Below are 14,573 nucleotides of genomic sequence, written 5' to 3'. Positions count from 1 at the left end.
TTATTTTCTAATAATAGCCCCTAGTTCGTTTTCAAATGCAGCAATAAGTTTCTGCATTGTTTTGTCTATAATGGCATCATTCAATGTTTTCTCGATGTCTTGTAAAACAAAACTCACCGAGTATGATTTTTGATTTTCTTCAAGCTTATCGCCTTCATAAACATCAAACACATTAATCTCTTTGAGTAGCTTTTTCTCCACCTGCTTAGAAACCTTCTTCACTTGTTCAAACTTAGCTGTTTTTGGCAAAACCAACGAAAGGTCACGTCTAACTTCTGGATATTTAGATATTTCTTTAAACGAAAACTCTTGGGTGTATAACTTCGAAAGTAAATCCCAATCTATTTCTGCGTAAAAGACATCTTGTTTTAAATCTGCTTGTTTTAAAAGGTTTTTCTTAACCAAACCAAGCTTAGCCAAAGGCTTCTTTCTAAACAACAAATCTAAACCATATGCAAATGCCGAATCTGTAGTTTCTGCGGTTTCAAAATCGAAAACTCGCATAGACTCAAATACATTTACCACAACCTGATAAAGGTCCTTGTAGGCTACTTTCTGTGGTTTCCCCGACCAAGTTTCTGCATTCACATTTCCGGTGATCCAGATCGCCAACTGTTTATTTTCTTTTATCTTAAAATTCTCTTCGTTATTGACTTTGTGATAGGTTCTGCCAAATTCAAAAAACTTTAGATCTTTGCTTCTTCTGTTTACATTATACACTATGGCATTTAATCCCGAAAATAACATCGATTGCCTCATCACAGAAAGGTCTTCACTTAGCGGATTTAGCAACTTAACGGCCTCCGTGTTTTCAGGATTAACCACGTGGGCATTGTCAGCGGGCTTAACTATTGATAAGGATTGAATCTCGAAAAATCCTTTCGCTGCTAAGTTTTCTGATGCTTTTACACGTAAATTTTCAGCTTCTTTTGCAGGAAAATCAGCGATAAAGTCAGAACTCATGTGACTTGACAACTCTATGTTATCAAAGCCATAAATCCTCAAAATCTCTTCTATTACGTCAGCTTCGCGGGTAACATCAACTCTGTATGGAGGTACTTTTACTTGCAAAGTCTCGGCAGTTTCTGACACTGCCATGATATCCAATTTGCTCAAAATATTTTTAATAAGCGTGGGCTCTAATGTTTTACCCAACAACCTATCGATGTTTTTGTATTTCAACAAAATATCAAAATCCGCAATTGGATTTGGATAGATGTCTATCAATGAATCACATATAGTTCCACCTGACAGAGAAAGGATCAGCTCCGCGGCTATTTTGATAGCCAAAGGCGGCATATTTGGGTCAGTTCCTCTTTCGTATCTAAACGAGGCATCGGTTTTTAAACTGTGGTGATTGGCAGTTTTTCTGATAAAACTTGGGTCAAAATAGGCAACCTCTAGAAAGATATTTTTAGTAGAAGCTGTAACACCTGATTTTTCTCCACCAAAAACTCCGGCAATGGCCATAGGCTCTTCGGCATTACAAATAGCCAAGTCAAACCCAGAAAGGCTTCTCTCGACGCCATCTAGCGTAGTTACTTTCGTGCCTTTTTCGGGTATTTGCACTATTATCTGTCCGCCTTTAATTTGATCTGCATCAAAAATATGCATGGGCTGTCCCAAAAAGTGACAGATATAGTTAGTGATATCTACGAGGTTATTGATAGAATTTACGCCTACGGTAGTCAAGAATCTTTTTAACCATTCTGGAGATTCTTTAACCTCTACGTTTTGGATTTCTAAACCACAAAAACGCGGACAAGCTTCCGAGTCATTCACTTGTACTGAAATATTTGGCTTAGCTGTTCCAATTTCAAAAGTGGATGCTTCTGGATATTTTAGTTCTAAATCTAAAGCAGCTTTAATGTCTCTCGCCACACCAAGGTGCGAGGCAGCATCTGCCCTATTTGGCGTTAAACCTATTTCTATTTGGTAATCAGCTTCTTTGTTAAATATGGGAGCTATTGGTTGCCCAACTTCTAAATTAGGATCTAATACCAAAATCCCGTCGTGCGACCTTCCTGTGCCTATTTCGTCTTCGGCACAAAGCATACCTTCAGATACGGCACCTCTAATTTTTGATTTCTTGATTGTGAATGGCTCGCCATCTGTCGGATAAAGCGTGGTACCTACAAGAGCCACTATTACTTTCTGACCTTGGGCCACATTGGGAGCACCACAAACTATATCAAGTAGTTCTTCACCGCCTACATTTATCTTTGTAACCTTTAATTTGTCAGCATCAGGATGTTTTTCACAAGACATCACTTCACCTACCACAAGGCCCTTTAAACCACCTTTTACGGCTTCAATGGTTTCTATGCCTTCTACCTCAAGCCCAGTGGAAGTTAATACTTTTCCTAGGGCTTCTGGGTCTAAATCAAAATCTATAAGTTTTTTTAAGTGCGAGTATGATATCTTCATCTGAAATATTCGGGCGTTTAAAATAAAGTGCAAAGATAAATAATATATAGGTATGGAGTTTTTAAAAAGAATTTTTATTCTTGAAGTATATATAAATCACAAAAAAAAACTTCTTTTTTTTAAAGAAAATAAAAATTGGCACACTTTCAAAAAATACCTCAAAAAGGATTTTTGAATCAATAAAATCAAGAATTTATTTAAATGTATCCGCTCGCTAAGTATACCGCAAAAAAGCCCAATCTGGCACAAGATTGGCTTTATACTAGTCAACGTGTTTTCCTAATAGTTAATTTAAAAAGAGCATAAAACTACGGCTGCAATACTCAGTCGTAGTTTTATTTAAAGTGTTCTGCAATTTTTATTCCGAAATAACTATTGAAAGTTTAAAAAGAGAAATAAGCCTTTTGTTCGGTAAGTGTCGAGGAGAAAACTGGAAAAATGAAATAAAAACAAGTGGTTTATAACCCAAAAAAATAGTGTTGTAACCTAGAAAGTAAAATTGAAAAAATGCTGCAGTAGTTCACACACACAAAACATTCTTTAATAGAATTAGATTTATGGTTAATTATGGGAATATTAAGTAAAAAGGTGGGTTATGCCCACCATTTTTATTTTACGGCTAATTACTTTCTATAAACTGTGGTGGGTGCCGCTTGAGCTTTGGCATAGATGGTCATGTCTGCAATAGTTACATGATCAGGTGCGGCTACACAATATGCAATGGCGTCTGCAATATCTACCGCCAATAGCGGCTCAAAACCTTCATAAACCTTCTTGGCTTTTTCGGTATCGCCCTTAAATCTTATATTAGAAAACTCAGTTTCTACAGCTCCAGGAGCAATATTGGTCACCTTGATGCCGTGTTTAGTTAGGTCAAGTCGCATGCCTTCACTAATGGCCTCCACGCTTTTTTTGGTGGCACAATACACCGTTCCGTTTTCGTAGGTTTGTTTACCTGCTACTGAGCTAAGGTTTACCACATGACCCTTTTGGCGACTCACCATACCTGGAAGTACCATTTTAGACACGTTGAGCAGTCCAACAATATTACTTCCTATCATGAGTTCCCAATCTGCTATTTCACCTTCGTGAATAGCTCCAAAACCATGGGCATTTCCTGCATTGTTAACCAAAACATCAATTTGCTTCCATTCTTCGGGAAGTTTGTCGAATGCCGCTTTTACTTCTGTTGAGTCTGAAACATCAAAAAGCATTTTGAATGTTTTCACTTTGCCGTCTATGGTTTTTTCTAAGTCCGTAAGTTTACCTTCTCTCCTACCTGTTATGATCAAGTCATAACCTTTTTCTGCCAAAGCGATTGCTGTAGCGTATCCTATACCCGACGAGGCTCCTGTTATTAATGCTATTTTGTTCATTTTAATATTTTTCTGTAATTCTCTGTTTTATCTGGATCTAAGAATGAAACCAATTCAAAGACCTGTTGTTTTTCTTGCTTGGTACCTTCTGAAAAAATATTTATTATTTCGGCAGACTTTGCATCAAAAAAAGTATTAATAATAATAGAATTTTGCTTGAGTCCCGCTACATTTTTTATGGTATTCAAAAAATCTAAAATAACTTTTCTGCTATTTGCCGGATTTGTAGCAAAGTCATCAAGTGCTATTCTGTGATAATTATAAAAGCCTTCTCTAAAAGCTACAAAAGGCTGACTTCTAATGTTTTCTATCAACCAATATCTATTTCGAGTATCGGTATCCATTATCCAAGGACCACCTGCCGAGTTGCCAGCAAGATTAGAAACATTGAATGCTCGTTCTATAAATGGCGTTCCTCCAAACTTAGAGAATGAGTCATAGTCGATTGCAATTGCCATTAATGAATAAAATGCCAACATTGAGGTTAAATTATTGGTAAAGTTTTGTTCATTAAAAATCATCTGACGGTCTTCGGGAGCATACGAAAAATCGAAGACTTGGTCAAAATATTGTAAAGTTACCGTCTCTAAAGTAGTACCATAAATAGGTCTGATAACTTGAAACTGGGTCTTGGCATTGAAAACATTTTGAGCAGGAGACTTCGCCAAAGTGATATTTAGACTACATTTAATTTTTTCTTTTTCAGAAAAAACGTCGTTTGTCCAGCGTTGGTTATTCATAAAGTTAAAAATCGCCCTCTCCATATCTGGAAACAGTGATTTATCAACTGTGGTGCCGACAGACTGAATCTGCGAGGCGTTTACAGTTACTTTACAATTAAGCTCTTGTGCAAAAGTTGTATTGAAACAAAACAAAGAAAACAGGACTAAGAAATATTTCATTGATTGAGAATTTTTAAAACCGCATTTTTAATATCAACGGCCACAAGCTCTTTAGATTTTAATTCGTATTCATTTTGCTCGCCATTAGCATACAAAATCGTAATTTTATTTGTGTCATAACGAAAACCCGCTCCTTTATCTTGTAACGAATTCAAAACAACCATGTCAAAGTTTTTACGCTCTAGCTTAGAACTTGCATTTGCCAATTCATTATTTGTTTCTAAAGCAAAACCTACGTGTATTTGATTTTCTGACTTTAACATCCCAAGCTCAGCTGCAATGTCCGTTGTTTTGTCTAATTCTATAAACATTTCAGAATCATTCTTTTTGATTTTCTGATCCGCTTTATACTTAGGTGTATAGTCTGCCACAGCTGCCGCAAATATCACAATATCAGCGTCTTCGTGAAATTCTGCCATTTTCTCATACATCTCTTCTGCTGACCTAACTTTCACTACCTCTACTAGCGACGACGCCTTTAAAGCCACAGGCCCCGAAACAATTTTAACATTGGCACCTGCTTTGGCAAAAGTATCGGCAAGTTCATATCCCATTTTGCCAGAAGAATGGTTGCTAATAAAACGCACAGGATCAAGGTCTTCTTGAGTGGGTCCAGCCGAAATGAGCACTGTTTTGTTAAATAAGTCTTGATTAAAACCAAAATGCTGCTCCAAAACCTCCAATATGTGCTCAGGCTCGGCCATTCTTCCTTTTCCCTCTAGGCCGCTGGCTAGTTCGCCTACTTCAGATTCAATAATATTGTTTTTATAAGCTCTCAGTTTCTGTATGTTATTTTGAGTAGACTTGTGGGTAAGCATGTCTAAGTCCATAGCTGGGGCAAAAAACACCGAACACCTAGCAGACAGATAGGTAGCTAATAACAAACTATCACAAATCCCATTGGCACATTTGGCAAGAGTATTGGCAGAAGCAGGGGCTATTACCAGGGCGTCGGCCCAAAGTCCGAGTTCAACGTGGTTGTTCCAAACGCCATTTGAACCTTCAGTAAACGAAGACAAAACTGGATTCTTTGATAAAGTACTCAAGGTGAGTGGCGTAATAAAGTCCTTGGCGGCATCGGTCATTATAACTTTTACGTTTGCTCCTGCTTTTACTAACAGACGCACCAACAATGCACTTTTGTAAGCTGCAATGCTTCCTGACACACCTAAAACTATATTTTTATTTTTTAAATACATTTATTAATGGGTTAAAGAACGTAAATCTAAGTATTTGAAGGCATTTATTAAAATTATACGCATAGGTATTCTTCTTCAAATTTGATAGAATTCTAAAAATGATGATGTAATTTCAAATAATAATTTAGGTTCTGAATTTCATTCAAAAGTAGTAAACCGCTAACTTGCAGCCGAAATGAAGAAAAACAATTTTAGCGTAGAGCTTTCTACCAATCAAATATTCTCGGTAGTGGCTGAAGCCTCTGCTAATTTAGCATACGAAACTTACGTAATCGGTGGTTTTGTTAGAGACTTAATATTAGGCAGACCAAACAAAGACATAGATTTTGTAACACTTGGAAGCGGCATAGAACTTGCTCAACAAACCGCTACACTAATAAAACACCAACCGAAGGTTAATTTTTTCAAAAACTTTGGCACCGCACAGTTTAACTTAGACGACTACGACATAGAGTTTGTAGGTGCAAGAAAAGAATCTTACCGTACGGATTCAAGGAAACCATTGGTAGAAGATGGTACATTAGATGACGACCAAAAAAGAAGAGATTTTACGATAAATGCTATGGGCATCTCACTCCACAAAAGTAACTTTGGTGAGCTGGTTGACCCTTTTGACGGCATTGGCGATATAGAGAGAAAGCTTATTAAAACTCCCCTAGAGCCCGAAATTACGTTTTCTGACGACCCCCTTCGAATGATGCGAGCAATCAGGTTTGCGAGCCAGCTAAACTTCGATATAGAAACAGAAACTTTTGAGGCTATCAAAAAAATGAGCCACCGAATAGAGATAGTTTCACAAGAGCGAATCACAGACGAACTGAATAAGATAATACTTTCAAAAGTTCCTTCATATGGTTTTAAACTCCTTCATCAAGCGGGACTTTTAAAAATTATTTTTCCGGAATTTGTAAACCTTTTGGGTGTAGAAACTCAAGACGGAAAAGGACATAAGGATAATTTTTACCATACCTTACAAGTACTAGACAACACCGCAGCAAAATCTGATGACCTTTGGTTAAGATGGGCGGCTATATTACATGACATAGCCAAACCAGCCACTAAGCGATTTAGTCAAAAAGTGGGCTGGACATTTCATGGGCATGAGGAGTTGGGCTCTCGGTGGGTAAAAGGAATTTTCAGAAAAATGAAACTTCCTCTTGACGAAAAAATGCGAAAAGTCACCAACTTGGTTAGGCTACACCTTAGACCGATTGCTTTAGCTAAAGATGGCGTTACAGACTCAGCCATCAGAAGACTTTTGGTAGAAGCAGGCGAAGAAATTGAATATTTGATGATTCTTTGCCGAGCAGACATTACATCAAAAGACCCAAACAGAGTTAGAAAATATCTCAAAAACTTCGATAAGGTTGAGGAGCTTTTGATAGAAGTAAACGAAAAAGACAAACTGAGGAGTTTCCAACCGGTTATTACGGGTGAAATCATCATGCAGGTTTTTGGATTGGGACCTTCTAAGCAAGTGGGTATTCTCAAAAATGACATCAGAGAAGCCATTTTGGATTGTAAAATCGAGAACGATTACGAAGCAGGCTACAATTACCTCATAGAATTGGGCCAAAAAATGGACTTTGTGCCACTAAAGTCACTAGACGAAATATTAGCGAGTTTAAATACCCAACAAGAAACCGCCTAATAAACTACTAGTTTTTTAAATACGCCACTCCTATACTGCAACTTAGGCACTTTTTTAGACAGCAGTAATTGTTGTATTGCTCTATAAGTGCCTGGGAATCAAATGCCGAATTTATTTCAATTCCTAGGTCGGCCCATTTGCGTGTAATGTGGTTATCTTCGGGCTTTAGGTGTTCCAAAACCTCCACGGCTTGTTCAAAAAAAATGCGATTATTGGTAGCATCAGAATACGCTGCCAACAGGTTCACCCCTGTATTTATCAAAACATTGTAAACTGAACTTATACCCAAGCCTTTATTTTTCTTCGCAGATTTCTTTCCGAAATCATAATGCTCTTGCCAATATTCCGAAGGTGGATTTGAGAGTGTTATCGACAAAAACTTAGGGTCTACATTATCTTTAAAAAAAGAAAAAATAGAAGGCGTACTATTGATTAAACTGGCAAACTGAGCAATTCTTAAGGTTGGAAAATTAGACGGTCGTGTTCTTAAAAAACGCCATTCTTGTTTATTTACCTTTTTGCTTTCGATGCCATATTTTTTAGCCAAAAACGTATATTCTTCCTTTAGTTTTGTTTGATATTCTTCTTTAATTTCTTCCAAAAAACCAGCCTGCCCAAAACACAAAGCTTCTATCTGAAACAAATTGCCACGGTGTTTTTGCAGGATTTTTAGCGGTAAAACTTCAGCCAAGTGCAAAAATGCATCTGCATTTAGTTTAAATCCATAGTTTTTACCCAAAATCTGATAAGCGACTTCTTCCCAATCAAAATTGGTGGCGGCTAATCGTTCTTTTATAAACTCAGTTTTTGAGTTAAGCCTCCTAGCAAGAGCGTTGTCAAGCATTGAGATTTTATTGAGCTCAGTAGCCTCGCCTATAAATGAGCGGCATGCAATATTCTCCGAATTATCTACCAATCCTTTGTACTGACTTACAAGGTCTGTGCTTACTATATTTTTTAATTCCAACGTCGGAATCATCGATTTATCTGTTCGTTCTATCAATTGATTTTCTTCCCAAACTACATGCAGCACCACATTGTCGTAGGCCACATCATTATTATGTTTATGACTATTCCAATCTGAGGATTTTATATGGATTTCTACCTGCCCTGCCCAAAGTATTTCATTGAGACTAATCCTTGCATTAATAAAGTCTGGCCCAGAATTCGTATTGTGCGTACCTGTTTTCAGCACAGAAAGCACACTACCGTCTGTACACTTCAGATTTGACTTATCAAACAACTGATATTGCCATACATAATGCAGGAAATCTTCTTTCATTTAAGAAATTGGTCTAAATATTCGGCCATCTCAGTTTGTATTTTTTGTGCTTCTTCTCTTGCTTTCTCTGCAAAATCTTCTCCAGACGAAGCATATATTATCCCTCTTGACGAGTTTACAAGCAAACCGCACGTGGCGTTCATTCCGTATTTGGACACCTCAAAAAGACTACCTCCTTGTGCTCCTACTCCCGGAACCAACAGGAAACTATCTGGCACAATTGCTCTTATCTCCCTCAGTTTTTCGGCCCTTGTTGCACCTACTACGTACATTAACCTTTCAGAGTCGCCCCAGTTTTTTGACACTTCCAAAACCTTCTTATATACCTCAGTACCTTCGGCTAACTCCAAGTTCTGAAAGTCTTTGCCGCCTTCATTTGAAGTTAAAGCTAAAAGTATCACCCATTTGTTTTCGAACTCTAAAAAAGGAGATACAGAGTCTTTTCCCATGTAAGGAGCCACCGTGATGGAGTCAAACGACATACCTGAAGCCGACTTATCAAAAAACGCTCGGGCATATAAACTCGAAGTATTGCCTATGTCACCACGTTTGGCATCGGCTATAGAAAAACAGTCTTTTGGAATATATTCTAAAGTCTTGGCAAGGCTTTGCCAACCTTTTGGCCCCATGGCTTCGTAAAATGCGATATTGGGCTTATAACTCACGCACAAATCAGAAGTGGCATCGATTATGGCTTTATTAAATTCAAAAACGGGATCTTCGCTGCTTAGCAAATGCTTGGGTATCTTTTTGATATCTGTGTCTAAGCCCACACATAAATATGATTTCTTGGTTTTTATCTGATTAAACAGCTCCGTTTTTGTCATTCCTTTATTTTTTCTCAAAATTAGTTTAATTCTATTTTTTTTAAAAGAAGACTGCCAATTAATACCAAAGAATAGATTTTTTAATGCTAATTTTGCCAAACTGACAAATACTTAAAACAAAGATGGAATTCAAGAAAACAAGCATAGAAGGTCTTTTAGAAATAAGCCCACGCATATTTAGAGACGACAGAGGTTATTTTTTTGAATCTTACTCAGAAACTCTTTTTAAGGCAAATGGTGTAAAAGAAACTTTTGTACAAGACAATCAGTCTTTCTCCACAAAGGGAGTATTAAGAGGGCTTCATTTTCAAAAAGCTCCATTTGCACAAGGAAAACTGGTACGTGTAATCAAAGGAAGCGTGCTTGATGTTGCGGTAGATTTACGCCCCAACTCTCCTACTTTTGGCAAACACGAAACGTTTTTATTAACTGCAGAAAACCAAAAAATGGTGTACGTACCCGAAGGTTTTGCTCATGGTTTTTATACGATTGAAGAAGCCATATTCTCATACAAATGCACCAACCTATACGACAAAGCTTCTGAAGGTGGCATAATTTGGAATGACCCAACTTTAAACATCGACTGGAACGCCACAGAACCTTTGGTTTCAGAAAAAGATATGGAATTACCTACCTTTGAAGAGCTGAAAAAAACATTAGTTTAGTATTTTAGTATATTTCAATATTAAACTTTCGATTTTCTATTTAGAAACTCGCATTCAGAACCCACATAGTCCACTCATTAGCAAACTCTTAACACATCACTACTACCGTTAGATTACATTAATTCAAAAAGCCACCTTTTGGCACTAAATGTGGTCAAAAAAAGAGAGCAATAGTCCTATCCTAAAAAAAGACAATTGCCGAAAATATACATTTTATAGCTCTCTTGAAAAACTAAAAATCTGTTGGTTGTGGCGTCGGAAAAAGACCAAAACATATTACCACCTGAACTCAATAAATTTGAGTTCAACCCTACCTTTGGTTCAAGCCTTACCGTAGATTTGCATGCTCATATTTTACCTCAAATAAGCAATGGGCCTGCTAGTATGGAACTCGCCATAGAGCTTTGTGAAATGCTTCAAATCATAGGTTTCAGGCAAATTATAGCTACTCCGCATATTATGAAAGGATACTATGACTATCAGGAGTCTGACATCGTGGAGTTAACTGCAGAACTCAATCAAAATTTGAAAGAAAACAATGTTGCTATAAAGGTAAAAGCAGCAGCTGACTACTACGTTGATACTCATTTTTATGAAAGAATAAGGCAACCTCAGCGTCTTTTAACTATAGAAAACACAAACAACGAGATTTTAATTGAATGCTCTTTTACTAATGGTTTTGAATTTCTTGATAAGTGTCTGACACGACTTATAAACCTAGGCTACACTCCCGTAATCGCCCATCCCGAAAAACATTCCTTTTTATTGGATCAGAAAACAAAACTGGCGGTGTTAAAAAAAAGAGGGGTAAAATTTATGGTAGGCACTTCCTCTTATTTGTCTTGTAGAAATAAAACGATCAAGGAAAACCTAAACTTTTTGGTTGAGAATAATTTGGTCAGTTATGTGGCTACAAACATAAAAACCATGGACCAGTGGAAAGAAATACACCAGGTGATAGAAAACCCGGTGTATTTGAAAACCTTAAATCAAAATCTTATAAATAACGAACTGATTTTTTAAACAAACTCTCTTTGTCTCACTACTTCATAAAGCATAACTGCAGTAGCTACTGACACATTAAGCGACTCTACTTTTCCTTTCAGAGGAATCTTTACCTGAGCATCGCTAAGTGCTAATAGAGATGGAGATATACCGTCTTCTTCAGAACCCATGATGATAGCTGTAGGAAGCGTATAATCTCCTGAATATAAGAAACCTTCACCTTTTTCGGTACAAGAAACTATCTGAAAACCGGAGTTTTTCAAATAAGTAACGGTATTTATCAATTCAGTTTCTCTACAAACCGGAATGTAGTTTAAGGCTCCCGAAGAAGTCTTCATAGCATCTCCGTTTAGTTGAGCACCTCCACGCGTGGGCAATACCAAGGCATGCACACCGCTACACTCGGCCGAACGGCTAATGGCTCCAAAGTTACGAACGTCAGTAACTCTGTCTAAGATTAGTACTAGAGGCACCTCCCCTTTTTCGAAAGTATCTGCTACAATGTTAGAAAGCTTCGCGAAGTTTACTGTAGAAACAAACGCCACTGCACCTTGATGATTTTTCATCGTAATGCGATTCAGTTTTTCTAAAGGAACCTTCTGAATAGGAATACCTCTTTCTCTTGCTAACTTTTCTATTTCTTCAAAAAGCTTAATTTCTTTCTGAAGGACTATTTTATCAATTTCTTTGTCGCTCTTGATAGTTTCAATAACAGACTGAATACCAAAGACATAATCTTCTTTGTTCGGTCTTACTACTGCTTTGTAAAATTTTTTGGGATTATCTCCTCCGTGGTTTACTCCACTGCGTTTCCTGTTCTCCATGCTTCTACGTAAGGATACCAAAAAGTGCTGTATTCCGGATATCTGACTAATTCATAATTTTGGTCAGAGAATACATTTGACTTTCGGTAAAATGTAAATATTATTTCTGAATTATTTTGATTTTGGGTATAAAGCCAAACTTCTCTTTGTCTGTTTCTTTGTACTCTACTTGGCGGGCCCATTATGATATAAACCATGCCTTTGTCAGACTTCCAACCTTCTTTATAGGTAGAAAAGAGCTTGTTTGCTTCCCCCACTTTTTTGTAATATGACTTAATGATCTGCTTAGCAACTGTTTGATTGCCTTTACTTACATTAAGAAAATACAAATCTAGGGCTTCTTTGGGGTTTTCGGTGCTCATTAGGGCATCTATTTCTTTTGGCGTACTCATGTAAACCAATGATTTGCGTAGTTCATCAGGATATGTCATCTTTGGAAATCTATCATCGACCACCAAAAAACCATAGCCATCCTCATGAAAGTCAGGCTCTTGGGTTAAAACATAAATTCCTGGTAGGTCTAGTTTGAGTATTTGCCCTGACTTAATTTGTATGACCTCTACAGGCTCCAAACCGTCGAGTGCATCACGCTTACTTGATGACATGGGCGACAAAGCAGGCAAAACCTCATTTTTATATCTTTTCAAAAATAGTTTTTCATCCGAAGGCAAAATTGACTTTACCATAAACTCCTTTCCCAAAGAAACATACGATTGGAATGAAGGCATCGAAAGGTTATCAACCGAGTATATATTAAATCGGGTGTCCACTTTTTTCGCTCTAAAGTCTATCGGTAGGTCATTTGTGAATTTCATGGCTAAGGATTGGTCTATAAAATCCAAAATCAGCACACCACTTTCCTCTGTTTTTTGGTTTGGAACCTCAAAACTCAAATAAAACACATTTCCTTTTCTACTGAAGTTTTGATCCGAAAACTCCAATCTTCCCGACTTAAGTTTTTCTTTGGTACCATATTCTGTTTGAATAGACCATTGAATTTTGAAAATATTATCGAGGTCTTTAAAAGTAGTTTGTTCGGTTATATTGCCAACCTCTACCATCATAAACACTTGAATAGTAGTAGAGTCTTTGAATATATATTTTCCGTTTATGGAAGAAATAACCGGCCGAGAGTCTTTACTTCTAGGTTTCACAAGTGAACCAGACTCTTTGTTGAGTTGTTTTTTTTGTGGAACTTTACATCCTACAAAAACCAAGGAAAGAATAAAAAGTATTATGAAATTTTTCATGTAAGGCGATAATATTTTTGCTGAAAAGATAACGTAAAGCTGCCTCTAAATGTTGATGCAATATACATAAATTTATGAAAGATATAGAAAACCGAAACGATGTAATAAATCTAGTAGATTCATTTTATTCATTAGTTTTAGCCGATAAAGACCTTGCTCCAGTTTTTCAGCCCTCGCTTGAGGAATGGCCGCATCATGTGGAGCGAGTATATAACTTTTGGGAAAACTGGCTATTCCAAACCGGGAGTTACACAGGCGGAATGATGTTTGTTCATTTGCAAAGACACAAAACACATCCCCTCACCACCGAACTTTTTGAGAAATGGCTCTATTATTGGTATATCACCATCGATAAGTTTTTTGAAGGGAAAAATGCTGATTTCTTAAAGAAAAAAGCCTTAGAGATTGGGGAAATTTTGAATGCAAAACTAAACGCAAAACCAACCGCTTAATATGACACCCGATAAAGAAGAGAATCCTTTTTTGAGCCTTTTTGGAAATTTCAGTCAAGCAGGAAAAGTAACTTGGATAGGCAATAGACCCAAGAGTGGGGTACCCATGGATAGCCTTTCGGAGGTTTTGGTAGAAAAAAATGGACTAAAAGGTGACAGAGCAAACAAAACTTCAGCTACAGGAAAACGCCAAGTAACCCTAATCCAAAAGGAGCATATTGCGGCAGTGGCGTCTTTTTTGGGTTTAACCGAAATAGACCCAGCTTTACTCAGAAGAAACATAGTGGTATCTGGAATAAACCTAAATTCCTTAAAAAATCAAAAATTTAAGATTGGTACTGCAACTTTAGAAATGACGGGCTTTTGCTATCCATGTAGTAAAATGGAGAAAAACCTAGGGTACGGAGGTTTTAATGCTATGCGTGGGCATGGAGGTATTACGTGTAGGGTTATTGAAGAAGGCATTATCAAAATCAACGATCAAATCTCGATACTAAATCAAACCGAAAATCCACAGCAAAGTCTGTTTTCTAAATAAAAGCAAAATCTTTAGCCTTATGTTGTAAGAAATCAACTTTACCGATAGTTACATACGACCCAATACGTGCTATAACCGTAAAGTTTAACCTTCTGCGTTTACTACACCTTTTAGCTGATACAAAAAAACTCAATCCTTCGTGTTTTTTTCATACCAAAAGCTATTTCCTTATTTC

The 14,573-nt window shown here is 37.1% G+C and carries 13 protein-coding genes; 5 read left to right on the top strand and 8 right to left on the bottom strand.

From position 1 onward, the window contains the following. The 4 genes from pheT to coaBC form a co-directional block, all read right to left on the bottom strand. Positions 1 to 2,427, bottom strand: coding sequence for a phenylalanine--tRNA ligase subunit beta (gene pheT / locus ACFOOI_RS20905; RefSeq protein WP_379840043.1), 2,427 nt, complete (start codon positions 2,425 to 2,427; stop codon positions 1 to 3). A gap of 623 nt (positions 2,428 to 3,050) precedes the next feature. Beyond that, on the bottom strand, positions 3,051 to 3,803 hold the full coding sequence (locus tag ACFOOI_RS20900) for an SDR family NAD(P)-dependent oxidoreductase (RefSeq protein WP_379840042.1): 753 nt from the start codon (positions 3,801 to 3,803) through the stop codon (positions 3,051 to 3,053). Then, positions 3,800 to 4,705 carry a type IX secretion system protein PorD gene (gene porD / locus ACFOOI_RS20895; RefSeq protein WP_379840041.1) on the bottom strand — a complete coding sequence of 302 codons (906 nt, stop codon included), beginning with the start codon at positions 4,703 to 4,705 and terminating at the stop codon, positions 3,800 to 3,802. Before porD ends, ACFOOI_RS20900 begins: the two co-directional genes overlap by 4 nt. Then, on the bottom strand, positions 4,702 to 5,904 hold the full coding sequence (coaBC, locus tag ACFOOI_RS20890) for a bifunctional phosphopantothenoylcysteine decarboxylase/phosphopantothenate--cysteine ligase CoaBC (RefSeq protein ID WP_379840040.1): 1,203 nt from the start codon (positions 5,902 to 5,904) through the stop codon (positions 4,702 to 4,704). Before coaBC ends, porD begins: the two co-directional genes overlap by 4 nt. 175 nt (positions 5,905 to 6,079) lie before the next feature. Between coaBC and ACFOOI_RS20885 the strand changes: the two genes are divergently transcribed. Next, positions 6,080 to 7,555 carry a CCA tRNA nucleotidyltransferase gene (locus ACFOOI_RS20885; RefSeq protein ID WP_379840039.1) on the top strand — a complete coding sequence of 492 codons (1,476 nt, stop codon included), beginning with the start codon at positions 6,080 to 6,082 and terminating at the stop codon, positions 7,553 to 7,555. 7 nt (positions 7,556 to 7,562) lie between these two features. Here the strand turns inward: ACFOOI_RS20885 and ACFOOI_RS20880 are convergent, their stop codons facing one another. Next, a complete protein-coding gene (locus tag ACFOOI_RS20880; RefSeq protein ID WP_379840038.1) occupies positions 7,563 to 8,837 on the bottom strand; it encodes a DUF2851 family protein in 1,275 nt (424 codons plus the stop codon). Beyond that, positions 8,834 to 9,664: an orotidine-5'-phosphate decarboxylase gene (gene pyrF, locus ACFOOI_RS20875; RefSeq protein WP_379840037.1), complete on the bottom strand. Its 831-nt coding sequence runs from the start codon at positions 9,662 to 9,664 to the stop codon at positions 8,834 to 8,836. The genes ACFOOI_RS20880 and pyrF overlap by 4 nt, the downstream gene beginning before the upstream one ends. 122 nt (positions 9,665 to 9,786) lie before the next feature. On the opposite strand from pyrF, the gene rfbC reads away from it, so the two are divergent. Together rfbC and ACFOOI_RS20865 are read left to right on the top strand one after the other, a co-directional pair. Continuing rightward, the gene (gene rfbC / locus ACFOOI_RS20870) at positions 9,787 to 10,329 is read left to right on the top strand and encodes a dTDP-4-dehydrorhamnose 3,5-epimerase (RefSeq protein WP_379840036.1); all 543 of its coding nucleotides are present in this window, start codon (positions 9,787 to 9,789) and stop codon (positions 10,327 to 10,329) included. Between the two features lie 249 nt (positions 10,330 to 10,578). After that, positions 10,579 to 11,352 (top strand): CpsB/CapC family capsule biosynthesis tyrosine phosphatase, encoded by a 774-nt coding sequence (locus tag ACFOOI_RS20865; RefSeq protein ID WP_379840035.1) that lies wholly within the window; start codon positions 10,579 to 10,581, stop codon positions 11,350 to 11,352. Here ACFOOI_RS20865 and rlmB read toward each other — a convergent pair. Beyond that, positions 11,349 to 12,158, bottom strand: a complete 810-nt coding sequence (gene rlmB / locus ACFOOI_RS20860; RefSeq protein WP_379840034.1) for a 23S rRNA (guanosine(2251)-2'-O)-methyltransferase RlmB — start codon at positions 12,156 to 12,158, stop codon at positions 11,349 to 11,351. The genes ACFOOI_RS20865 and rlmB overlap by 4 nt on opposite strands. Next, entirely contained in the window at positions 12,131 to 13,408 is a 1,278-nt protein-coding gene (locus ACFOOI_RS20855) for a GWxTD domain-containing protein (RefSeq protein WP_379840033.1), read from the bottom strand. The genes rlmB and ACFOOI_RS20855 overlap by 28 nt, the downstream gene beginning before the upstream one ends. A gap of 74 nt (positions 13,409 to 13,482) precedes the next feature. Between ACFOOI_RS20855 and ACFOOI_RS20850 the strand changes: the two genes are divergently transcribed. Both ACFOOI_RS20850 and ACFOOI_RS20845 read left to right on the top strand, forming a co-directional pair. Continuing rightward, positions 13,483 to 13,860 carry a group III truncated hemoglobin gene (locus ACFOOI_RS20850; protein ID WP_379840032.1) on the top strand — a complete coding sequence of 126 codons (378 nt, stop codon included), beginning with the start codon at positions 13,483 to 13,485 and terminating at the stop codon, positions 13,858 to 13,860. A gap of 1 nt (position 13,861) precedes the next feature. Further along, positions 13,862 to 14,398 (top strand): MOSC domain-containing protein, encoded by a 537-nt coding sequence (locus tag ACFOOI_RS20845; protein ID WP_379840031.1) that lies wholly within the window; start codon positions 13,862 to 13,864, stop codon positions 14,396 to 14,398. The last annotated feature ends 175 nt before the right edge of the window (positions 14,399 to 14,573 follow it).

The organism is Lacihabitans lacunae (assembly GCF_042649125.1).
GTDB lineage: Bacteria > Bacteroidota > Bacteroidia > Cytophagales > Spirosomataceae > Leadbetterella > Leadbetterella lacunae.
The sequence above is the reverse complement of the archived record's forward strand: the minus strand, read 5'-3'. Positions and strand labels throughout refer to the sequence as shown.

Bases quoted from the DNA above. Each gene is read 5' to 3' on its own strand.
- ACFOOI_RS20885 (WP_379840039.1), top strand. From the start codon at position 6,080: ATGAAGAAAAACAATTTTAGCGTAGAGCTTTCTACCAATCAAATATTC.
- pyrF (WP_379840037.1), bottom strand. From the start codon at position 9,664: ATGACAAAAACGGAGCTGTTTAATCAGATAAAAACCAAGAAATCATAT.
- rfbC (WP_379840036.1), top strand. From the start codon at position 9,787: ATGGAATTCAAGAAAACAAGCATAGAAGGTCTTTTAGAAATAAGCCCA.
- ACFOOI_RS20855 (WP_379840033.1), bottom strand. From the start codon at position 13,408: ATGAAAAATTTCATAATACTTTTTATTCTTTCCTTGGTTTTTGTAGGA.
- ACFOOI_RS20880 (WP_379840038.1), bottom strand. From the start codon at position 8,837: ATGAAAGAAGATTTCCTGCATTATGTATGGCAATATCAGTTGTTTGAT.
- pheT (WP_379840043.1), bottom strand. From the start codon at position 2,427: ATGAAGATATCATACTCGCACTTAAAAAAACTTATAGATTTTGATTTA.
- rlmB (WP_379840034.1), bottom strand. From the start codon at position 12,158: ATGGAGAACAGGAAACGCAGTGGAGTAAACCACGGAGGAGATAATCCC.
- porD (WP_379840041.1), bottom strand. From the start codon at position 4,705: ATGAAATATTTCTTAGTCCTGTTTTCTTTGTTTTGTTTCAATACAACT.
- ACFOOI_RS20900 (WP_379840042.1), bottom strand. From the start codon at position 3,803: ATGAACAAAATAGCATTAATAACAGGAGCCTCGTCGGGTATAGGATAC.
- coaBC (WP_379840040.1), bottom strand. From the start codon at position 5,904: ATGTATTTAAAAAATAAAAATATAGTTTTAGGTGTGTCAGGAAGCATT.
- ACFOOI_RS20850 (WP_379840032.1), top strand. From the start codon at position 13,483: ATGAAAGATATAGAAAACCGAAACGATGTAATAAATCTAGTAGATTCA.
- ACFOOI_RS20845 (WP_379840031.1), top strand. From the start codon at position 13,862: ATGACACCCGATAAAGAAGAGAATCCTTTTTTGAGCCTTTTTGGAAAT.